This window comes from Chryseobacterium taklimakanense, from assembly GCF_900187185.1.
Taxonomy (GTDB): Bacteria; Bacteroidota; Bacteroidia; order Flavobacteriales; family Weeksellaceae; genus Planobacterium; species Planobacterium taklimakanense.
Genome location: NZ_LT906465.1, coordinates 2,598,962 through 2,621,297 on the forward strand (window position 1 = coordinate 2,598,962; position 22,336 = coordinate 2,621,297).

A 22,336-nucleotide genomic window follows, 5' to 3' on the forward strand; every position below is an offset into this window, starting at 1 on the left:
TTTAAAATGAACATTATGAAAAATTATATAGCAGGCTTTTTATTAGCATTTACTTTTACAACCGTTTCAGCGACAGATTTGCCTAAAGATATCATACCGGCCGCAGCAGTTTATCATCCAGAAGTTGAACTGGTTTTTAATTTTAATTCAGATTTCCCGGAATCGAAAGCTCTGAAATGGACGGCCGGTCAAGGCGCAGTTTTCGTGGAATTTTTGAATAAGGAAAAAGTAAAATCTTTTGCGGTTTATAAGAATGGTGAGTTGATTGAAACTTACTACGGAATTGATGTCAACAACCTCCCGACCATTTCTAAATCACATTTGAACACAAAACAGTCCAAACATAAAGTGGAAAAAGCTTATATCATTAAAGAAGCAGACGGGGACGAAAAATTTCTGGTGGAGCTTAACGGAACTTACGATGTGATGTATTCTAAAGACGGTTATCTCCTGAGATATATAAAATGAAAGTAAAGCGGTTTTTTAGCTGCTTTTTTTTGTTTTAAAATTTAATCAGGCTCCTAAAGAAGTTTTTATTGAAGTACTTTTCGAGCGGATAAATTTTCATGAAATAATTTCCTGTTCCAATAATGGCCAGGACCACTGCGGGTTTGTATATCATGTTCACAAAGGCATTTTTGCTTTCGGGCAAAATGATTGAAAGGGTAATTCCCAGGCAGCACAGTATTGTAGTGTAAACCATTTCCATAGAAAGAGGCAAAACTTTGAATTTCCAATAATTAAAGGCAATCTTTACAATATTAAAAAGTGTCAGCGAAACTGCAGTCGCCATAGCCACGCCAACAATTCCGAAATCTGTGTTTTTGATAAAATAGATATTCAGAACTATGGTGGTTACTGCCAGAAAGAGCATCACGACGATATTGAACCTGTAATACTTGGAAAGTGAAATAATATGACCGTTGAAGCCAGTGGCCAAATCAAAGAGCATCGCTGAGCCTAAAATCCAAACTACAGGAGAGGCCAGCCGAAGCTGTTCACCATTCTTTATAAAATGCGTTAAATAAGGAAAGCCGATTAAAATACATGAAAACAGAACTGCGCCCAGGAAGAAAAGTGTTAGCGAAGTTTTTTTATGAAACCGGTCGAGTTCTTCAAAGTTATTTTCATAAATAGACTGATAGATGATTGGTGCAGAAATATTAAAGAGCCCCATTTGTGGAATCATGATGAAGGAAAGAACAGAAAGGAGAATGCCGTAGGCGCCATTCTCCTCAAAAGAAAGGAATTCGCCTATCATAAAATTATCGACACGGAAGGCGATATAATTTCCAATGTTTCCCAAAAATCCGAAGAAACTGTAACTCAAAACCTCACGCCATAAATTATTTTTTTTAATGTAATCAGTAGTAAAATCAGGCTTTATTTTCTCCAGCTTGTTGGCATAAAAAATATATCCGAGAAAAGCTGTAAAAAACATTGCAAAGAAAAAAGCATAGGATGTTTTCTCAGTTGCGCCCATCCAAAAAAACAGGACGAAAGCGCCTAAATTAGCAATCTTGGGGAAGATGTTTTCAAAAATGTTGGGGACAACAATCCGCTTAAAATTGGAAATATATTTATTCAGCACCGCGGAGAGTGCCAAAATCAATATTAAAGGAAGAATCAGGCCTTTCATTTCCCATATCTGCCATGCTTTGAAGGAGGGGAAGAAATAGAAAAAGGCAAAAAACAATCCCAGAAATATGATAAAATTGATGATGACTCCTACCAACGACAGCGAAAGAAAATTCTGGTGTTTGCCGTCTTTCTGGCTTTGCAGAAAAAATTTTACATTGGAAAATGAGAGCCCAAATACCACGATCGGCAAAAGCATTTCCGCAGTTGGGAGCACGTAGCGCAGCTTTCCGTAGAACTCCATATCAAACGGAAAAATAAATACCGAAGAAATGGTTCCCAGTAGAAAACCAAAATAACCAATCAGCGAATACTTAAATCCTTGTCTAGCTACAACACTCATTTTGCGGGCACAAAGATAATATTATTAATATACTCTGTGTACTGCTTCACATTTTCGCTGTTTTGCGCTTCGATTAGGTTTTTGGTAAGTTTTTCAAGGTTAAAAGAATTCCTGTCGAGATAATGCGCCTCAAATCCCCAGTTTTCTACTTCTGAAATAATGTTCCAGCCCGGCTCCTCATGGTGTCTCTGTTCTATCTCAACCATTATTGTCGGCTTAAATTTCTGTAGGGTTTTCTTTGCACCCCGAAGTGTGTGTAATTCATTGCCTTCTACATCAATTTTTATGAAATTTAGCCTTGTAAAATCTTCAAGTTCAGCCCAGTCATCCAACCTGGTGACTTTCACCTTATGGATTTCAGAGGCGGATTCGCCTTCTTCCCTCAGTTTGGTTTGTAAGGTTCCCCTGGAGTGAATTTTTTTTCCGTTCATCACCGGCACTTTAAATTCTGCAAAAGTGTTCTCATCAGACAAAGCCAGCGGTAAGGTGTACACAGCAGGGAAAATACGTTTCAACCTTTTATAAAGTTTTTGATTCGGCTCAAATGCGTAAATATTTTGATGCTGAAGTTTGTTTTCCAGCTGGTAAAGGTAGGCACCAACATTGGCTCCTATGTCCATATACACATCATTTTCGCTGAGGTAATCTTTAATCCAAAGAAGTTCCGGTTCTACTCTTCTTTCAAGGATATTCTCACGGTTCAGGCCTTTCAGTTTTTTGAAAAACCTTTCCTTGTAAAAACTTGGGCTAAAATACTGCAGTTTCTCTGCAATGAGGCTGTATATCGACATACTTTTGAGCTACGGGAAAAACAAATATAGAAAAATTTGTTAAAGAAATGTTAAAATCGCCATCAAAAATGGAATTTATTTGATACTCATATTTAAATTTCAAGTATTTCCGTAACTTTAAAGAACATTTTAAAAATTATGAAAAAGACCTTATTCATTGGTGCTTTCGCATTGTTAACTTCCTGTACTGCGGTGCAGAATTCCGGATCCGATAAGCAGCCATTCGTTTGGGAAGGCGCCAATCTTTATTTTCTTTTAACCGACCGCTTCAACAACGGAAATCCAAATAACGACGTCAACTTCAACCGTACCGAGAAAACTGCGGTTTTACGTGGTTTTGAAGGCGGTGACCTGCGCGGAATCATTCAGAAAATTGATGATAATTATTTTTCAGATTTGGGAATCAATGCGATTTGGATGACGCCGGTTATTGAACAGATTCACGGGGCAACCAATGAAGGAACAGGAAATACCTATGGTTTTCACGGTTACTGGACCAAAGACTGGACTGCCCTTGATCCCAACTTCGGAACCAAAGCCGATTTAAAAGAACTCGTGGATAAAGCCCACAAAAAGGGAATCCGGATTGTTCTGGATGCTGTCATTAATCATACAGGTCCGGTGACGCCGGTCGATCCGGTTTTTCCAAACAGTTGGGTGCGAACTTCCCCACAGTGTAAATATGACAATTACATCAATACCACTGCCTGTACCCTGGTGGCTAACCTGCCGGATATTTTAACGGAAAGCAATGCGCCTGCAGATTTACCGAAACAGTTGGTTGATAAATGGAAATCTGAAGGCCGTTATGAGAAAGAAATGCAGGAACTTGATGCTTTTTTCACCAAAACAGGTTATCCAAGAGCGCCAAAATATTATATCATGAAATGGCTTGCCGATTATATTGCCGAATTTGGAATTGACGGATATCGTGTTGATACTGTGAAACATACCAATGAAGATGTTTGGAAGGAATTCCAGAAAGTCTGTCAGGCCGCTTTTGATGAATACAGGAGAAATAATCCAAATAAAGTGTTGGATAACAGTAAGTTTTTTACCGTGGGTGAAGTATATGGCTACGGAATTTCGCAGAAGCAGATTTACGATTTTGGAGACAGAAAAGTAAATTATTTCGATAATGGTTTTGCCTCTTTGATTAATTTTGATTTTAAAGGTGATGCCACGAAATCTTATGAAGAAATATTCAGCAAATATTCGAAGATTCTCAATTCTGATCTGAAAGGTTTGAGCGTGATGAATTATACCGCCTCTCACGATGATGGCTCACCATTCGATAAAGATCGGAAAAAAACCTATGAAGCCGGTACCAAAATTCTTCTTGCTCCCGGAATTTCGCAGGTTTATTATGGTGATGAAACCGCAAGAACCTTAACCGTTGCGGGTGCAGAAGGTGATGCCAACCTTCGCAGCAATATGAACTGGAATGATGTGAAAAATAACCACGGAACCCAAAAACTCTTGGAACATTATCAGAAATTAGGAAAATTCAGGGCCAATCACCCGGCGGTGGGCGCGGGGATTCATAATATGATTTCACAGTCGCCCTATTGGTTTACAAGAACTTATGGAACAGATAAAGTTTTGGTGGGTCTGGATTTGAGTTTTGGCTTAAAGGAAATTTCCGTAGCAAACATTTTTGCAGACGGAACAAAACTCCGCGATGCATACAGCGGAAAAACCACCACCGTGAAGAACGGAAAAGCCGCTATAGACACCGGTTTTGGAATAGTTTTGTTTGAGAAAATATAATTACAGCATCCTTCAAGGATTTCAAACCGTTGAAGGATCAGATAAATTACCCGAAAGAAGCATTCAGAAAATCTACAAACTTTGACATTTTCCTGAAGTTTTCTGCAACAAATTTTACCGATTCTGTGTTCATTAAATCTTCATCTTTGATGTTTTGTGATACCACCAGATGTTTCATTTTTAGATACTCTGCCATGGGGTTGTCTTTCTCAAAACCCTGTGGCACACGCGAAAGTTTTTCATTATTGAATTCAAAATTCCTGAAGTTCCTATCCTGAATTATTGATTTAAATTCGTCTGCATTGACGGAAATCTCCTTGCGAAGGTCTTTAAATTTTTTCGGATCGCACCTGTAAACTCCAGCTGCAGTAAAACATTCTCCAGGCGATATGTGCAGGTAATAACCCGCACTGCCGTCTTTTTTTCCGAAACTATTGATCGATGCGCCGAAATTGGTTTTGTAAGGTGATTTGTCTTTAGAAAATCTTGTGTCGCGGTAAATTCTGAACAACGTTTTCCTCGGATCCAGTTTCGCGAAGGTTTCGTCAAATTTTGACATTTCTTCCAACAGTTCAGTCACGTATTCCAACACATTCTGTTGTGCTGCAGTGTAAAGTGTTTTGTTTTCGTTAAACCATTCGCGGTTGTTATTCTTTTCAAGTTTTTTCAGAAAACTGAGAGTTTCTTTTGTGATGGTGGCGGACATTTTATTCTTATTTATATCAAAATTAATAAAATTATCTCCTAAAAATTTGATTTACTTTTCTTTAACAAAAATTTAATAAAACACATCAAAATTTATCAAAAATAAAAAACGTATCTTTGCCGCTGAATTATAGACGATCATTTACATGAATTTATTTACGGAGACCAACTTAAGTCCTGAAATCTTGAAGGCAGTTGGCGATTTGGGCTTTGTGAGCCCTACAGAAATCCAAAAACAGACTATTCCTTTTATCTCTTCAGATATTCGCGATCTCATCGCACTTGCGCAGACAGGAACAGGCAAAACAGCAGCATTTTCGCTTCCGATTTTGGATATGATTGACGACGGGAGTCGCAAAATCCAATTATTGGTGCTGTGTCCTACACGAGAACTGTGTCTGCAGATTACCAAAGACATTAAAAATTATTCGAAATACCTTCCAAACATCAAAACCACAGCGGTGTATGGTGGAAGCAGCATTATGGAACAGATCCGTTCCCTTAAGGAAAAACCACAGATTATTGTGGGAACTCCGGGACGTGTCATCGACCTGATTAACAGAAAAGCGCTTGATTTTTCTGAAATTCACTGGCTGGTTTTGGATGAGGCGGATGAAATGCTTTCCATGGGCTTCAAAGACGATTTGGAAACCATTTTAAGCGAAACACCGGAAACGAAACAAACCTTTCTTTTCTCGGCAACGATGAATAAAGAGGTGGAAAGAATCTCAAAAAATTACCTTACCAAACCGCACAGAATTTCTGTGGGTTCTATCAATGAGGTGAAGAAAAATATTTCCCACGAATTTTATGTGGTAGGTTACAGGCAGAAAAAAGAAGCATTGAAAAGATTAATCGATGCCAATCCGAACCAGTATTCCATCATTTTTTGCCGTACCAGAATGGAAACTCAGGAAATTGCAGATTTCCTGATGCAGAACGGGTATGCGGCGGATGCGCTTCACGGCGATTTGTCGCAGGCGCAAAGAGATACGGTAATGAAGAAATTCAGGCTGAAAAATATTGATATTCTGGTAGCGACTGACGTTGCGGCGAGAGGTTTGGATGTCAATTCGCTTACTCACGTCATACATTATTCATTGCCTGATGACCCGGAAGTTTTCGTTCACCGGAGCGGGAGAACCGGTAGAGCAGGGAAAGACGGTATCTCTATGGCTTTGATTAAACCTGAAGAAACCAGGAAACTGAAACAGATCAAGTCCGTCACGAAGATTGATATTACTGAAAAGCAAATCCCGACTGGTGATGAAATCATCAAAGCCCAGGTAGAAGGTGTCTTTGAAAGATTATTTACCGAGCATGAGGACTTCTTTACATTTGATGACGCTTTGATTCCGGATTTATCAGAATTTTCAAAAGAAGAACTGGTTCACAAGTTACTTCAGTTGCAGTTGAGAGATCTTTCAATGTTCTACAAAGACAAAAAAGATTTGGCAGCCCATAAACTTTCAGACGAAAGAGATGTGCCGTCAAGCAGAAGTGAACGCAGGCGAGATGAAAGGGACGGAAGACGTGGCGACCGTGATGGCGGCAGAGACCGCGGCGGAAAACCAAGGCGCAAAAATGATAATATGACGCGTTTCTTCTTCAATCTTGGTAAGAGAGACAACCTGAAAAAAGTTGATATGCTCGACATCATCAACAAAGCAACCAAGAAAGCCAGAAAACGCCCCGATATCGGCGATATAGAAATCCTGGAAAAATTCTCATTCTTCGAAGTTGAAAAAGACTTTACAAATGAAATCCTGAACAATTTGAGTTCCATGAAATTCAAAGGAAAGGAAATGAGAGCTGAAGAAGCTAACTAAATCTTAATACCGGCTTTTTTTAAGGCCGGTTTTTTGTGCTTTTATTCCAATGTTAACAAAAATTAATATCCAAATAAAAAAGTTTGGCGGCATTATACGGATATTTGCAAACCTAAAAAATAACAACAACTTAAGATGGGAATAGGTAATATTTTCAAGGCATTTCAGCCAAAAGACAAAGTTTTTTTTGTATTATTTGAAGAGGTTGCAAGTAACCTTGTAAAGATGTCGAAAGAATTTCACGAAGGCCTTATCGACTTCGATCTGAATGATGATACGCTTCTAAAAAAAATGAGTGATTACGAACACAAGATGGACGATCTTACCCATGAGATTTTTGTTCAGCTTGGTGAAAACTTCATTACTCCGTTCGATAGGGAAGATATCAATTACCTGGCTTCCGGGCTGGATGATATTGCAGACTATATTTTTTCATCAGCCAAATATATTTTCCTCTACAAAACTCCTGAGGTCAAAGAATTTTCAGAATTTTCACTGCTGATTCACAAATCTTGTGTGGAACTGCAGAACGCAATCCACAACCTGAACGGATTCAAAAACCCGGCTGAGGTTAAAGAATCATGTATTAAAATCAACTCATTTGAAAATATTGCAGATGATGTGCTGAGCCAGGCTTTGGTAAAACTTTTCGAATCCAATGACCCTATAAATATCATTAAAGTAAAAGACGTATTGGAGTATCTTGAGATCGTGACCGATAAGGCGGAGGATGTGGCCAACACCATCGAAAATATCGTCATCAAATACGCTTAATTATTTTTAACAAAACATTATAGATGGATTTTCCTCTGTTATTAATCATTATTATTGGGCTTGCGCTTATTTTTGACTTTATCAACGGGTTTCATGATGCGGCGAATTCAATTGCAACCATAGTTTCCACAAAGGTGCTTACACCTTTTCAGGCGGTGGTTTGGGCAGCTTTATGGAATTTTGCGGCATTCTTCGTAGCGATGTATATCATCGGGGAATTTAAAATTGGTAATACCATTGCCAAAACCGTGAATGAAGATTTCATCAACCTCGAAGTGATATTTTCAGGACTTATCGCAGCGATTTTCTGGAACCTTCTTACCTGGTGGTTCGGTATACCTTCATCATCATCACATACATTGATTGGTGGCTTCCTTGGAGCTGCTCTAATGCATGCTTTGATGCTGGATTACAACGCAGTAGCGACTGCTCACCCAGATTATAACGTCTTTCAGAACTTAGGCGAGGCCTTTCAGAAGCTCTTTACCCAAAGTGTCGTAAAATACGAAAAAGTAATTCCGATTTTCCTTTTCATATTTATGGCGCCGATCATCGGGATGATAGTTTCGGTAATTATTACCTTAATTATTGTAAATATTTCTAAAAATACTAACCCTCACAAAGCCGACAGCCAGTTCAAGAAATGGCAGCTGTTTTCATCGGCGCTCTTCAGTTTGGGTCACGGTTTGAATGATGCACAGAAGGTTATGGGTATCATCGGTGCTGCGGTAATCTACTACCACGTAACGATGATTGGTGGCAATGATCCTTACGCGATGATGGAATCATCGGAACGTTTCAAGTATTTCTCCACAGACTATATTTGGGTTCCGTTTGTGTCCTTCCTGGCTATTGGATTGGGGACTATGAGCGGCGGCTGGAAGATTGTAAAGACCATGGGTACCAGGATAACGAAAGTAACACCGCTTGAAGGTGTAAGCGCGGAAACTGCCGGTGCTATTACACTTTTCCTGACCGATCACCTGGGGATCCCGGTTTCTACAACGCACACCATTACCGGTTCCATTATCGGTGTTGGTTTGACTAAAAGGGTTTCCGCAGTTCGCTGGGGAGTTACTGTAAGTTTGCTTTGGGCGTGGATTCTTACCATCCCGGTGAGTGCGATAATCGCTGCGGTTACTTACCTTTTGGTAACAGCTTTCACTTAATAAAAACCATTTAAATCTTATACAAAACCATTTCTCCGGAGGTGGTTTTTTATTTTATTAAATTTTAGAAAACGCCCAATTAATCATATTTTTGCATTTAAACATTTTTTATGGAGTTTTTAGACCACTATCAGGAAACCGTTGCTAAGGCAATAGAAAAATATACCTTTAAAAATAAGCCCGCAGAATTATATGAGCCGATGAATTACATCATCAGCCACGGCGGTAAAAGGCTGCGCCCGATTATGGTTTTAATGGCTAATGATTTATTTGGCGGCAATACTGAAAAAGCGATCAAACCGGCTCTTGCCATCGAATATTTTCACAATTTCACACTCATTCACGATGATATTATGGATGAAGCGCCGCTGCGCAGAAACAAACCAACAATTCATACGATTCACGGAATCAATATTGGAATTCTTTCCGGCGACGCATTGCTGATAAAGGCTTACCAGTTTTTTGAGGATTTGGAGCCTGAACTGTTTAAAAAATGTGTTAAGATTTTCTCCGAAACCGGTGCTGTTCTGTGTGAAGGCCAGCAAATGGACGTCAATTTCGAGACGGATAATAATGTGACTTACGACGATTATATCCAGATGATTACTAATAAAACCGGCGTTTTGAGTGCGGCGTCTTTTAAAATTGGCGCTTTGATTGCGGGAGCATCTGATCAAGATGCTGAAGCCCTTTATAATTTCGGTAAGCACATTGGAATCGCCTTCCAGATCATGGATGACTATCTGGATGTATATGGAGATATGGAACAGTTTGGTAAGAGACAGGCCGGCGATATTTATGAAAATAAGAAAACGGTACTTTATCTTCTCGCATTGGAGCAGGCTACCGAAGAGGAAAGAGCGGAGCTAAAATATTGGTATTCTAAAAAAATAGATAATGTCGATAAAGTTCACAGCGTCATTAATATTTTCAGACGCACGAAAATCGATGAAAAAGTTCTTAGACTGATTCAAAAACACAATGAAATCGGACAGGATTACCTGAACAAAATCAATTTGCCGGAAGAAAAGAAAAGACCGTTTATCGAGCTTGCCAATTACCTTTTACGCAGAGAATCTTAAATGAAGTTCCGGACAGAAGTAAATATTGCTGATTCTGAAGAGAAAATTGAAATTAATGATAAAATTTTCTCAATCGGTTCATGTTTTTCGTCGGAGATTTCTGCGCTTTTGGCAAACGGGCAGCTGCGGTCTCTCAACAATCCGTTTGGAACCATATTCAATCCTTACAGCATCAATGTTGCGGTTAAAAAACTTCACGATTCTGAATTTTATACAGAGAATGATCTGATAACGTACCATGAGCAGGTAATTTCGCTGGATCACCATACCAGTTTCAATTCCGCTTTCACGCACAAAACTTTGGAGAAAATCAATTCGGGGATTGAGGAAGGGAACCTTTTTCTGCAATCGGCGAAATGGGTCATTGTGACTTACGGAACTGCTTTCATCCACGAATTTTTGCCGAAGAATAAACTCGTGGCCAACTGCCATAAGATTCCGGGGAAATTCTTTGAAAAAAGACTTCTCACCAACAAGGAAATTTCAAATTCCATTCGTGATACCATTCTGAATTTAAAGGACATTTGTCCTCAGGATGTTCAGATTCTGTTCACCCTTTCCCCCGTTCGCCACACCAAAGACGGCATGGTGGAAAACACTTTGAGCAAAGCAAAATTGATTTCGGCGATTCACGAAGTCATTCCAGATTTTGAAAACTGCCAGTATTTGCCGGTTTACGAAATCATGATGGACGATCTGCGGGATTACCGTTTTTATAAAGAAGACATGATCCATCCGAGTTCTCAGGCGGTGAATTATATTTTTGAAAAATTCGGAAATGCCTTTTTTTCTGATGAAACCATGGATTTTATTGAGGAAAATTTTAAAATACACCAGGCTTTACAGCATAAGCCTGCTGATGAAACCAATGCAAAATACCAGGAATTTCTTGAAAACCTGAAAGGCAGAATCGCATTGCAGCAAACGAAAGTGAAACACAAAATATTTACTCAATACTGAGTTTATTATGATCGACACCCACACCCACTTATATTCCGAGGAATTCGACGGCGACCGTTCGGAAATGATTCAGCGCGCTTTAGACAAAGGAATTTCTAAATTTTTCCTTCCCGCGATCGATTCCGGATATCACGAAAATATGCTCACTTTGGAAAGTGATTATCCTGGCAAAATCTTCGCAATGATGGGTCTTCACCCAACGTATGTAAAGCCGGAAACCTGGGAAAATGAACTGCAAATTGTCGAAAATTACCTGAAGCAGCGGAAATTTTGCGCAGTTGGCGAGATCGGGATTGATTTATATTGGGATAAAACCACTTTGGACATTCAGACTAAAGCCTTTGAGCAGCAAATAGATTGGGCGATGGCTTACGACCTGCCAATCGTCATTCACACGCGCGAAAGTTTTGATGAGGTTTTCGAAGTTTTGGAAAGAAAAAAACACCCGAAACTGCGCGGTATTTTCCACTGTTTTTCAGGGAGTTTAGATCATGCAAAACACGCCATTGATTTGAATTTTCTTTTGGGAATCGGTGGAGTAGTGACCTTTAAAAACGGAAAAATCGACCAGTTTCTGCACGAAATTCCGTTAGAAAAAATCGTTTTGGAAACCGATTCGCCTTACCTCGCACCGGTTCCGCACCGTGGAAAACGCAACGAAAGTGCTTATCTCGATTTGGTTGTCGGAAAACTCGTGGATATTTATAAAAAAGATTTTGCGGAAATCGACCGCATCACCACCGAAAATGCCGAGAAAATCTTTCAGCAACATTAAATTGCCACAAATGCACAAATGATCCGTGAATTCGTGGCAATGAATTATTTCTTCCTGAAAAATCCTTTATTTTTCGGCTTTTTGAAACTGATGGTTTCTTTGGTTTGCGGTTTCGGTTTCGGCGTGAAAGGCTTATTGTTGCTGTCTCTTTTCTGCACCACCAAATCGTCGGTATGAAATGGATGGTCCTTTACCACCGGGATTTTTTTACCAATCAGTTTTTCGGTATTTTTTAAATTGATTAAATCCAGGCCGTCCACAAAAGAGATGGAACTGCCCTCATTACCGGCTCTGCCGGTTCTTCCGATGCGGTGAACGTAGGTTTCTGAAACGTCGGAAAGTTCAAAATTAATCACGTGTTTCAACTCGTCTATGTCGATGCCGCGTGCTGCAATATCCGTCGCGACCAAAATTCTCGTTTTGCCGGATTTAAAATTGGTTAAAGCGTTCTGCCTTTGGTTTTGGGATTTATTTCCATGGATGGCCTCGGCGGAAATCTTTTCTTTCTGCAGTTTGCGCGCAATTTTGTCTGCACCGTGTTTGGTTCTCGCAAAAACCAGCACAGATTCATCGATGTGGTTTTTCAAAATATGCGTGAGCAAATCCAGTTTATTTTCTTTTTCAACGAAATAAACGGACTGCTGGATGGTGTCCGCAGTAGAGGAAACCGGCGTCACCGAAACTTTCACCGGGTTCGTGAGCATCGAATTGGCAAGTTCCTGAATTTCTTTTGGAAATGTGGCGGAGAAAAATAAAGTCTGTCTTTTTTGCGGCAAAAGTTTCACCACTCGTTTCACATCGTGCACAAAACCCATGTCGAGCATCCGGTCGGCTTCATCGAGTACAAAAATTTCAAGATTTTTTAGTGAAATGATGCCTTGTGAAATAAAATCCAGCAGCCTTCCCGGCGTCGCCACCAAGATATCGACGCCCCTCTTCAGTGCATTTTCCTGGGCGCCCTGTTTCACGCCGCCGAAGATCGCCAAAGTTCGCAGCGGAAGATTGGCGCCGTACGCTTTGAAGCTTTCTTCAATCTGAATTGCCAGTTCTCGGGTTGGCGTTAGGATTAAGGCTTTTATCTGGTTGTTCCTGATGTTTTTCTGATGAAGATTTTGCAGGATGGGGATGGCGAAAGCGGCGGTTTTGCCGGTTCCGGTTTGTGCGGTTCCCAATAAATCTTTTCCTTCTAAAATTGACGGGACAGACTGTTCCTGAATGGGTGTAGGTCTTTCGTAACCTTCCTTTTGAAGCGCATCGAGGATGGGCTTAATAAGTTTTAATTCGGTAAATAACAAATGTATAAGTTTAAAAAATGTGTGCGGGCGAAACCTTCTGTTTCAACATTTTTTCAGCAGTTGGAAGCGTTATTTAGGGTTCCAAGACCTAACAACGCTCACGAATTTGGCCAAAGAATGCCGCGAAATATGGCACAAAGATAATGTTTTATTTTGTTATTGTGCTGAGTTTACGTTGTGTGGCAGTCGCAGAAGATTGGCTCGTGACCTTTTTCCCGAAATATGTTGAAACCTGTTGTAAAAGCTAACCGAATTACTTCACTTTTGTCCAGGTCTGTGTTTTGCGCAGATTTTCAAGGAACATCCACAGTTCGGCGAGCTCATCAGTGCCGTTCTTTCCGTAATCTTCCACTTTTGTCACGGTCCCGTCTTTAAAAGTTACCGTAAGATATGAGGTTGGCAAATCGGTCACATTGCGGTTTCCATATTTTGCATTAAGGGATTTTATATTAATCTTATTAAGCATCTTAATCAAAGTATTATAGTCTTCCTGCCGGATGGTAGAGGTAAAATTTCCTTCTTTTTCTTTTGAAAAATCATCTTTGCTGCGACCTTCTTCAAACGTGAAATGTTCGGCTTCAATGACGGTGGTGCGGTCGGGATTGATGGTCAGTTTAAACATCGGGCAGAATCCGAAACATGCTCCGGCTTCGTACTGTATTTTTGTGTAATTGTTTTTTGCTACAGTACAGGAGGTGAATAGTAATCCTAAAGAAAGGGCTAAAAAAAATTTCATAATTTTAATTTTATGCTTGCAATCCAATAACCATTCCTAAAATAAAACAGACCTGAAATTTCAAGTCTGTAATATGATATTTCTTCTAAAATCACCCGTGCAGTTTCTTCCAGATCACATCCTTCAGTTCCGTCAATCCTTCGCCCGTAACGCCCGAAAAGAACAGCGGCTGCTTATTCTCCGGGAATTCTGCAGCAATTTCTCTTTTCAGTTCATCGTCCAAAAGATCTGATTTTGACACAGAAATAATGAAATCCTTATCCAAAAGCTCGGGATTATACTCCTTCAGTTCATTTTCAAGGATTTTAAACTCCTGGAAATGGTCTTCTGAATCCGCCGGAATCAAAAAAAGTAAAATGGAATTCCTTTCAATATGCCTTAAGAAGCGGTGTCCCAAACCTTTACCTTCAGCTGCACCTTCAATAATTCCTGGAATATCGGCCATCACGAAAGATTTGTAATTGCGGTAATCTACGATACCGAGGTTGGGCGTTAAAGTGGTGAACGCGTAATCCGCAATTTTAGGTTTTGCTGCCGAAACTGAAGCTAAAAGCGTCGATTTTCCGGCATTTGGGAAGCCCACTAAGCCGACATCTGCCAAAATTTTCAGTTCGAAAGTGATGTAGCCTTCTTCACCGGGAAGTCCGGGCTGGGCATAACGCGGCGTCTGGTTGGTGGAAGATTTGAAATGTTCATTTCCGAGGCCGCCTTTTCCACCTTTCATCAGGATAATTTCCTGGCCGTGCTCAAGGATTTCACCGATGATTTCGCCTTCTTCATTTTTTGCAATGGTACCGATTGGAACCTCGATATATACGTCGTCACCGTCAGCGCCGGTCAGCTGGTTTTTTGCACCGTTTTCGCCGCGCTGTGCTTTGACGTGGCGTGTGTAGCGCAAGGGCAGGAGCGTCCATTCGTGGGAATTCCCTTTCATGATGATGTGGCCGCCACGGCCGCCGTCACCACCGTCGGGACCGCCTTTCGGGATATATTTTTCACGGCGGAGGTGTGCAGATCCGGCGCCGCCGTGTCCGCTGGTACAGTGTATTTTTACGTAATCTACGAAGTTGCTCATGCTCTGTTGCTTTCTGTGTCGGCGTTCTGCAGTCAGCCCTTCACGCTGAAAGCGGACTGCCAAAGCCGGGGCCTTTATTTAATTTTCTCTACTTCTGCGAAAAGTTTCTGCGATATTTCATCAATTTCGCCTACGCCGTTGATTTCCACATATTTACCCTGCTGCTTGTACAGTTCGGCGACTTCAGCGGTTTTGGTGTAGTATTCTTTGATGCGGTTGCGGATAATTTCTTCGTTGGAATCGTCGGTTCTGCCGGAAGTTTCGCCTCTTTTCAGCAGTCTTTCAACCAATATTTCATCATCTACAACTAAAGAAAGACAAACAGAAATTTCGGAATTCAGAACTTCTTTTACAATTCGTTCCAGCTCTGCAGTTTGGTTGGCTGTTCGCGGGTAGCCGTCGAAAATAAATCCGGCAGCGTCCGTCGGTTTTTTTACTTCATCAACCAACATATCGGTCGTTACCTGATCGGGAACCAGCTCTCCTTTATCAATGTACGATTTTGCAAGTTTCCCTAAATCGGTATCATTTTTCATATTGTAGCGGAACAAATCTCCGGTTGAAATCTGTTTCAGGTTGAATTTTTCGATTAAATTCTGTGCCTGTGTCCCCTTGCCACTTCCGGGAGGGCCGAATAGTACGATGTTTATCATGATTTGCTGTCGGCAAGCTGCTGTCGGCTCTAGGCTTTGAGCGTTGCCATTTTATGGTTTAACTTTATTAGGATCGTTGTTTTTTCCTTTCTTTTTCTTCTTACTGTCTATATCTTCCTGAATCTTCAGGTGAGTTTGGGATTTTTCATCTTCAGTTCTTCGGCTTATGCGAAAGTATAAATGCCTGATGCCAACTCATGACCTCTCCCCAAGTATTAATGATTGATTCGTCCTTCTGCCAACTGGTACAAATCCGGCAGATTCCTTCCCAATTCGTCATAATCAAGGCCGTATCCTAAAACAAATTTATTGGGAATTTCCTTGGCAACATAATCGATGGTGAAATCTTTTTTGAAAACTTCCGGTTTCAGTAGCAGGGAAGCCACTTTCAGAGATTTTGGCCTTTGGGTATTTTTAAAATATTCAAAAAGGCTCTCGATGGTGTTTCCCGTGTCCACGATGTCCTCCATCAAAATGATGTGGCGGCCTTCCACATCTTTGGTAAGGTCCATTTTCTTGTAAACGATGCCTGTAGACTGCATTCCGCCGAGATATGAACTCATTTGGATAAATGCGATTTCGCACTGGCCGGGGTAATGTTTGAGGAAATCTGAGAAAAACATAATCACGCCGTTCAATACGCCGATGAATACGGGTGTTTCGTCTTTGTAATCTTCGTAAACTTTCAGAGCGAGATTTTTTATGATTTCCTGAATTTCATCGTTTCTCAGGTAGGGAACGAATTCTTTGTCGTGGATTTTGACTGTTTCCATATAGTATTCCAAAAGGCAAATTTAAGAAAAAGTTGGGTAACCGTAGTGAGAAGTCGCGACTGGCCAAAAGGAAGTATGGCGCGAGCGCAGCGAGCGCCAATGAGGTGAGCTTTTGGAGCGCCCGCAATCTTGCGTGAGGGATTGCAGCGGAAAGCCCGGAATTGCCCGGCCTGGAGCGATGGCATGAGGACTTGCAGCGGAAAGCCCGACCCGAGTTGTGCGGGGAAGGTGAGGGACGAGGGGCACGCCCAAATAAATTTTCCACAAAAATTGCCCACGTTTTATATTAAGAGTAAATTTGCGTGAATCTATAAAAAGTAAAATTTTATGTCAACTTACGTGGTTGTTGGTCTTCAGTACGGAGATGAGGGAAAAGGGAAAATTACCGATGTTCTTTCCGCTAAATCAGATTATGTTGTTCGTTTTCAGGGTGGTGACAATGCTGGGCATACAGTGTATGTAGGCGATGAGAAATTTGTGCTGCACCTTTTGCCGTCGGGTGTTTTGCAGTGCAAAGGGAAGTGCATCATTGCAAACGGAGTGGTGGTAAATCCCAAATCTTTTAGCCGCGAGATTGAGCAACTGGAAAGCAAGGGAATGAATACCGACCACGTGTTTATTTCCAGAAGGGCGCACGTCATTATGCCTTACCACATCCTGCTCGATACGTATCGTGAAGAAGAGAAAGGCGGCACAGAAATCGGCACGACCAAAAAAGGAATAGGCCCTTGCTATGAAGATAAAATTGCCAGAGTAGGCATCCGAATGGTTGACCTCCTGAATCCTGAAATCCTGAGGGAAAAAATTGAGAAAAACCTCCGGGTAAAAAATTCCCTTTTCGAGAAATATTTTGAAAAACCTACGCTTGATATCGACGAGATCTACAATGAATTTGTGGAAATCGGCAAAAAACTCCAGGACAGAATCGTGGATACAGAACTGGAACTGAACGAGGCCATCCGCGACAATAAAATTATCCTTTTTGAAGGCGCGCAGGCGTTGATGCTTGACATTGATTTCGGGACGTATCCTTTCGTGACCTCTTCATCGCCGTCCACAGGCGGAGTTTGTGCCGGGGCTGGGGTTCCGCCCACATCGCTGCAAAATTTAATTGGTGTGGCAAAAGCGTACACCACCAGAGTGGGAAACGGACCTTTCCCAACCGAGCTCGGCAATGAACTGGGCGAAAAAATCCGCCAAATAGGTGGTGAGTTTGGCGCAACAACCGGCCGACCGAGAAGAACAGGCTGGCTCGACTTAGTTTCCCTGAAACATGCGACGATGATCAACGGTATCAACAATCTTGTGATTACCAAACTGGATGTGCTTTCGGGAATTTCACCACTGAAAATCGCTACGAAATACAAAACCGAAGACGGAAAAATTATCGATTATTTTACTTCTTCAACCACAAAACTCTACGATTACGAACCGATTTATGAGGAGCTTGAAGGTTGGGATGAAGATATTTCGCACGCCCGGACGTACGACGACCTCCCAGAAAATGCCAAAAAATACATCGAGTTTATCGAAAACTATTTAGGAATTAATGTTTATTTGGTTTCTGTAGGCCCGGAAAGGAGTCAGAATATCATCAGAAAGGAATTGTTTTAAATTTAATTTTAAATAAAATATGGAAATCCGGCAAACAGCCGGATTTTTTTTGTAAGAATATTGGGGTTTAAATATTTTTTTGTATATATATGTAAATCATGTAAAAATTTGGCAAGAAAATTGAATTTAGTTTAAGGTATCTGTGAAAATAATTGCGAAAGGATAATATTCTAATTTTTTTAACCTAAATTTAAACATAAAATAAGTGTAATGATGAAAAATTTATTTAAAAACCAGGAATTTCAGTTGGATGAAATCCTTTTCAGGGGACGTAATAAGGAATATGGAGCCTATGTACTGAGACATGAAGCTGATAAGATCCTTACAAAATCAATGTTTATCGGAATCGGTCTATTTGCGGCGATTACTTTGACGCCGTTTGCCGTCAATTCTTTTAGAACAGCTGATAAAGTGGAGACATCAACACCATCAGGTCCTCATATTCTCGACAACGTGGATACGCCCGAAGTACCGGAAGTTGTACCACCAGTATTAATTCGCCCAAAGCAGGTAGAGACTTTCAATTCCATCGTTCCTACACCGAAAGCGAATGTAAAAAAAGAAACTCCGGCTGCTACCATTGATCAATACGATAAGGCAGTTGCAGGAACTCAGGATATTGCAGGTGAAAAACCAACTGGGTCTTTTCAGTCGCCCAATACAACAGGACCAGTACAAACCGGGCCAGTGACAATACCTGCACCGGAACCCAAAGTTGAAAACCCGGATGCGATTGCAGAAAATGTAGATGTAGAGGCGGTTTTTACAGGAGGGATCAACAGTTTCAGGAACCGAGTGATCAGTAATTTTGAAACTTCAGATTTTGAAGGCAGCGGAGAAACTTTGAAAACGACCGTAACTTTTATTGTTGAAAGAGACGGAACCATTTCCAATATCAAAGCCAACGGACCTGATGCATCCTTCAACCGTGAAGCCGAAAGAACTATAAAAAGCGTAAAGGGAAAATGGGTGCCTGCAAAAGTGAAGGGCCAGCCCGTGAGAAGCTACTTTAAGTTTCCGGTTTCGATGATATTTGAATAATTGATATTGACATTGCCTCTCTATATTTTATCCACAAGGTCGTTGATTTTGTGGATAATTTTTTTGGGGGATAAAATCTTAATTAACAATACTTTAACGCCTTCATATTTATTAAGGACTGTCCTTGCATCAAAAAAATTGTATTTTTGGTGATTAAAATCTTAGTAATGGCTAAAATCATTGGTGTTGCCAATCAGAAAGGGGGCGTCGGTAAAACGACAACAGCAGTAAATCTTGCAGCAGCTTTGGGAGTTCTGGAAAAAAGAATTCTTTTAATTGATGCCGATCCGCAGGCTAATGCAACTTCAGGACTTGGGGTTGAAGAAGTGCAGTTTTCAACTTATAACCTGCTGGAACACAGTGCTGATGTTGAAAAATGTATCCAAAGAACGACTTCGCCCAATCTCGATATTGTGCCGTCTCACATTGATTTGGTTGCAGCTGAAATCGAACTTGTAGATAAGACCAAGCGTGAGTATATGCTGAAGAACGCTTTGGAACCGATAAAAGAGCAGTACGATTATATCATCATCGATTGCGCACCAAGTTTAGGTTTGATTACCGTGAACGCGCTTACTGCCGCAGATTCCGTAATTATCCCGATCCAGTGTGAATATTTCGCGTTGGAAGGTCTGGGTAAATTACTGAACACCATCAAAAACGTGCAGAAAATCCATAATCCGGATTTAGATATCGAAGGGCTTTTGCTTACCATGTACGACAGCAGATTAAGGCTGTCTAACCAGGTTGTAGAGGAAGTGAATCTGCATTTTCCGGAAATGGTTTTCGACAGCATCATCAGCCGTAACGTGAGATTGAGTGAAGCGCCAAGTTTTGGCGAAAGCATTTTAATGTATGATGCCGAAAGTAAAGGTGCAATTCAGTACATTCAGTTGGCTGAGGAGGTGCTTCTAAAAAACGAAAAGACATCAAAAAAAACAAAAAAAGAAAAAGTTGAAAGATAAGAAAAGAGCAATGGGAAGAGGGCTCGGCGCGATTTTAAGCTCCGAATCCAAAGTCTCTATCAATTCTGCCACTGATGAGGGTGCAGAGGTTTTGGTGGGAAATATCGTTGAGGTTTCTTTGGACGATATCTATCCTAACGCGTCGCAGCCACGGACTTACTTTGACGAAAAAGCGCTGAACGACCTGGCGCAGTCCATCAAGAATCTCGGTGTCATCCAGCCGATTACTTTAAGGAAAGACGGCGACCGGTTCGAAATTATTTCGGGGGAAAGACGTTTCCGTGCCTCAAAAATTGCGGGATTAAAATCAGTTCCGGCCTATATCCGCTTAGTAAATGATCAGGAATTGCTGGAAATGGCTTTGGTTGAAAATATTCAGCGTGAAGACCTTGATGCGATTGAAGTGGCTTTAACATATCAGAGATTACTTGATGAAATCGGATTGACGCAGGAAAATCTAAGCCAAAGAGTAGGAAAAGAGCGTTCTACGATTACCAACTCCATCCGTTTGCTAAGACTAAGCCCTGATGTTCAGAATGCCGTGCGCAGCGGCGAAATTTCTGCGGGACACGGACGGGCAATTCTTAGTCTGGATTCTGAAGAGCTTCAGCAAAAATTATTTCAAAAGATTATTAATGAAGGGCTCAATGTGCGCCAGGCAGAACTTGCTGCAAATGCTCTTAAAAATCCCACAAAGTCTTTAACCAGGGCAAAAACGCTGTCAAACGAGCACAGAAAAGCTGAAAAAAAATTAGCTGATATTCTGGATGTAAAAGTTGAGATTAAAACTGCTGCCAACGGTAAAAAAGGAAAAATTGTCCTTGATTTTAAAAACGAAAAAGAACTGGAGCAAATTCTTTCACACTTTAGTTAATGCCGAAAATACTTTCAATATTTCTGCTGTTCTGTTCGCTGTCCGTTTTCGCGCAGGTCACGAAAAACGACACAATACGTGTTGAAAATCACCCTACAGACAGTATTTCTACCATCAAGCCAAGATCCGAGGTTGAGGTTCTTACCGATATTGAAGAATCAAACGCTCCGGCCGTAAAGCCAAATTACAGCCCTACGAAAGCCGGTCTTTACTCCGCAGTTTTACCGGGCTTGGGACAATATTACAACAAAAAATACTGGAAAATTCCTCTCGTTTGGGGAGCAATTGGAACCGGTGTTGGCGTGACCCTGTGGAACGATAAACAGTACAGGCGCTACCGGGATGCTTATGTAGCCCAGCTTAACGGTTTGCCGCACGAGTTTTCTGATATTCCCGGAATTACCAAAGAGGCATTAGGCCGAACGCAGGACAGAATGAAGCGCCAGCGCGATTATTCCATTGCGGTTACGGGGCTCGTTTATATCCTTAATATTATGGATGCCGTCGTAGATGCACATCTTTACGAACAGAAAAACGATCCGGACTTGGCCATAAAACCGGCGGTGATTTATGATGAATTCGCAAAACAGAATACAAAACCCGGTGTAAGTTTAAGCTTCAGGTTTTAAAGGATACAATTAAAAAATAGCTCCTTGTGCATGTCTAAGGATACATATAACAAAAACTTCAAATAAGAAAATGAAAATAGCACTCGTCGGTTACGGAAAAATGGGGAAAATTATTGACGGAATTGCAACCTCCAGAGGTCATGAAGTGGTGGCACGCCTCAACGAAACGCCGGCAGCTGAAAACCTGAACAATCCCGATGTCGTGATTGAGTTCTCCCAGCCTGAAGTGGCGTTCAACAATATAAAAACCTGTCTTGAAAATAAAATTCCCGTGGTATGTGGCACTACAGGCTGGCTTCACCAAAAACCGGAAATCGAAAATATTGCCAAAGAAAACGGGACCGCATTCCTTTACGGTTCCAATTTCAGCCTGGGCGTAAATCTGTTTTTTGCGTTGAATGAAAAACTTGCTGATCTTATGAAGAATTTCAGCGAATACAACATTCAGCTTGAAGAAATTCACCACACCCACAAAAAAGACGCTCCGAGCGGTACTGCGATCTCCATTGCAGAGGGCATCATAAAAAACAATCCAAATTTCAACGCGTGGAAACTTCACGAAACAGAAAAAAACCAGCTCGGAATTTTCGCCATCCGCGAAGATGAAGTTCCTGGGACACACAGCGTCTACTACCGTTCAGAAGTCGATGAAATCGAGATCAAGCATACCGCATTCAACAGAAATGGGTTTGCGCTGGGAGCGGTGATCGCTGCAGAATGGGTTAGGGGAAAAGTAGGGGTTTTTTCTATGAACGATGTTTTGGGACTGTAACAATTTTAATTTTAAAGAAACTAATTCACAAACTAAAGTCTGAGAATAAGCCGAAAGCCGATATAAAATCAAT

At 41.0% G+C, this 22,336-nt stretch carries 22 protein-coding genes; 14 read left to right on the forward strand and 8 right to left on the reverse strand.

What is annotated here, in order from left to right; genetic code table 11:
- Positions 1–15: 15 nt before the first annotated feature.
- Complete coding sequence (locus CKV81_RS12465; protein ID WP_157727426.1) at positions 16–468, forward strand: hypothetical protein; 453 nt, start codon at positions 16–18, stop codon at positions 466–468.
- A gap of 34 nt (positions 469–502) precedes the next feature.
- Here the strand turns inward: CKV81_RS12465 and CKV81_RS12470 are convergent, their stop codons facing one another.
- Positions 503–1,981, reverse strand: coding sequence for a lipopolysaccharide biosynthesis protein (locus CKV81_RS12470; RefSeq protein ID WP_095073741.1), 1,479 nt, complete (start codon positions 1,979–1,981; stop codon positions 503–505).
- Positions 1,978–2,772 (reverse strand): FkbM family methyltransferase, encoded by a 795-nt coding sequence (locus tag CKV81_RS12475; protein WP_095073744.1) that lies wholly within the window; start codon positions 2,770–2,772, stop codon positions 1,978–1,980. The genes CKV81_RS12470 and CKV81_RS12475 overlap by 4 nt, the downstream gene beginning before the upstream one ends.
- Before the next feature lie 138 nt (positions 2,773–2,910).
- Between CKV81_RS12475 and CKV81_RS12480 the strand changes: the two genes are divergently transcribed.
- On the forward strand, positions 2,911–4,542 hold the full coding sequence (locus CKV81_RS12480; RefSeq protein ID WP_095073748.1) for an alpha-amylase family glycosyl hydrolase: 1,632 nt from the start codon (positions 2,911–2,913) through the stop codon (positions 4,540–4,542).
- 46 nt (positions 4,543–4,588) lie between these two features.
- Here CKV81_RS12480 and CKV81_RS12485 read toward each other — a convergent pair whose 3' ends face one another.
- Positions 4,589–5,248 (reverse strand): DUF2461 domain-containing protein, encoded by a 660-nt coding sequence (locus CKV81_RS12485; protein ID WP_095073751.1) that lies wholly within the window; start codon positions 5,246–5,248, stop codon positions 4,589–4,591.
- 145 nt (positions 5,249–5,393) lie between these two features.
- On the opposite strand from CKV81_RS12485, the gene CKV81_RS12490 reads away from it, so the two are divergent.
- From CKV81_RS12490 to CKV81_RS12515, 6 genes are all read left to right on the forward strand, one after another.
- Positions 5,394–7,076: a DEAD/DEAH box helicase gene (locus CKV81_RS12490; RefSeq protein WP_095073754.1), complete on the forward strand. Its 1,683-nt coding sequence runs from the start codon at positions 5,394–5,396 to the stop codon at positions 7,074–7,076.
- 135 nt (positions 7,077–7,211) lie between these two features.
- Positions 7,212–7,850 carry a DUF47 domain-containing protein gene (locus tag CKV81_RS12495; RefSeq protein ID WP_095073756.1) on the forward strand — a complete coding sequence of 213 codons (639 nt, stop codon included), beginning with the start codon at positions 7,212–7,214 and terminating at the stop codon, positions 7,848–7,850.
- A 23-nt stretch (positions 7,851–7,873) separates the two neighbouring features.
- Positions 7,874–9,019, forward strand: coding sequence for an inorganic phosphate transporter (locus CKV81_RS12500; RefSeq protein WP_095073758.1), 1,146 nt, complete (start codon positions 7,874–7,876; stop codon positions 9,017–9,019).
- A gap of 110 nt (positions 9,020–9,129) precedes the next feature.
- Positions 9,130–10,101 (forward strand): polyprenyl synthetase family protein, encoded by a 972-nt coding sequence (locus tag CKV81_RS12505; RefSeq protein WP_095073760.1) that lies wholly within the window; start codon positions 9,130–9,132, stop codon positions 10,099–10,101.
- Complete coding sequence (locus CKV81_RS12510; RefSeq protein WP_095073762.1) at positions 10,102–11,061, forward strand: GSCFA domain-containing protein; 960 nt, start codon at positions 10,102–10,104, stop codon at positions 11,059–11,061.
- 7 nt (positions 11,062–11,068) lie between these two features.
- Positions 11,069–11,836, forward strand: a complete 768-nt coding sequence (locus CKV81_RS12515; RefSeq protein ID WP_095073765.1) for a TatD family hydrolase — start codon at positions 11,069–11,071, stop codon at positions 11,834–11,836.
- A 44-nt stretch (positions 11,837–11,880) separates the two neighbouring features.
- Here the strand turns inward: CKV81_RS12515 and CKV81_RS12520 are convergent, their stop codons facing one another.
- From CKV81_RS12520 to hpt, 5 genes are all read right to left on the reverse strand, one after another.
- A complete protein-coding gene (locus CKV81_RS12520) occupies positions 11,881–13,131 on the reverse strand; it encodes a DEAD/DEAH box helicase (protein ID WP_095073768.1) in 1,251 nt (416 codons plus the stop codon).
- 253 nt (positions 13,132–13,384) lie between these two features.
- On the reverse strand, positions 13,385–13,867 hold the full coding sequence (locus CKV81_RS12525; RefSeq protein WP_095073770.1) for a DUF6438 domain-containing protein: 483 nt from the start codon (positions 13,865–13,867) through the stop codon (positions 13,385–13,387).
- Positions 13,868–13,958: 91 nt separating this feature from the next.
- Positions 13,959–14,942: a GTPase ObgE gene (obgE, locus tag CKV81_RS12530; protein ID WP_095074534.1), complete on the reverse strand. Its 984-nt coding sequence runs from the start codon at positions 14,940–14,942 to the stop codon at positions 13,959–13,961.
- Between the two features lie 74 nt (positions 14,943–15,016).
- Positions 15,017–15,595, reverse strand: coding sequence for an adenylate kinase (locus CKV81_RS12535; protein WP_095073773.1), 579 nt, complete (start codon positions 15,593–15,595; stop codon positions 15,017–15,019).
- Between the two features lie 215 nt (positions 15,596–15,810).
- Positions 15,811–16,368 carry a hypoxanthine phosphoribosyltransferase gene (hpt, locus tag CKV81_RS12540; protein WP_095073775.1) on the reverse strand — a complete coding sequence of 186 codons (558 nt, stop codon included), beginning with the start codon at positions 16,366–16,368 and terminating at the stop codon, positions 15,811–15,813.
- Between the two features lie 327 nt (positions 16,369–16,695).
- On the opposite strand from hpt, the gene CKV81_RS12545 reads away from it, so the two are divergent.
- From CKV81_RS12545 to dapB, 6 genes are all read left to right on the forward strand, one after another.
- A complete protein-coding gene (locus CKV81_RS12545) occupies positions 16,696–17,982 on the forward strand; it encodes an adenylosuccinate synthase (RefSeq protein ID WP_095073777.1) in 1,287 nt (428 codons plus the stop codon).
- 210 nt (positions 17,983–18,192) lie between these two features.
- Positions 18,193–19,023 carry an energy transducer TonB gene (locus tag CKV81_RS12550; RefSeq protein WP_157727428.1) on the forward strand — a complete coding sequence of 277 codons (831 nt, stop codon included), beginning with the start codon at positions 18,193–18,195 and terminating at the stop codon, positions 19,021–19,023.
- 167 nt (positions 19,024–19,190) lie between these two features.
- Entirely contained in the window at positions 19,191–19,988 is a 798-nt protein-coding gene (locus CKV81_RS12555) for a ParA family protein (protein ID WP_095073781.1), read from the forward strand.
- The gene (locus CKV81_RS12560) at positions 19,978–20,862 is read left to right on the forward strand and encodes a ParB/RepB/Spo0J family partition protein (protein WP_095073784.1); all 885 of its coding nucleotides are present in this window, start codon (positions 19,978–19,980) and stop codon (positions 20,860–20,862) included. Before CKV81_RS12555 ends, CKV81_RS12560 begins: the two co-directional genes overlap by 11 nt.
- Positions 20,862–21,491 (forward strand): DUF5683 domain-containing protein, encoded by a 630-nt coding sequence (locus CKV81_RS12565; RefSeq protein ID WP_095073786.1) that lies wholly within the window; start codon positions 20,862–20,864, stop codon positions 21,489–21,491. Before CKV81_RS12560 ends, CKV81_RS12565 begins: the two co-directional genes overlap by 1 nt.
- Positions 21,492–21,561: 70 nt before the next feature.
- Positions 21,562–22,263, forward strand: a complete 702-nt coding sequence (gene dapB, locus CKV81_RS12570; protein ID WP_095073789.1) for a 4-hydroxy-tetrahydrodipicolinate reductase — start codon at positions 21,562–21,564, stop codon at positions 22,261–22,263.
- Positions 22,264–22,336: the final 73 nt, after the last annotated feature.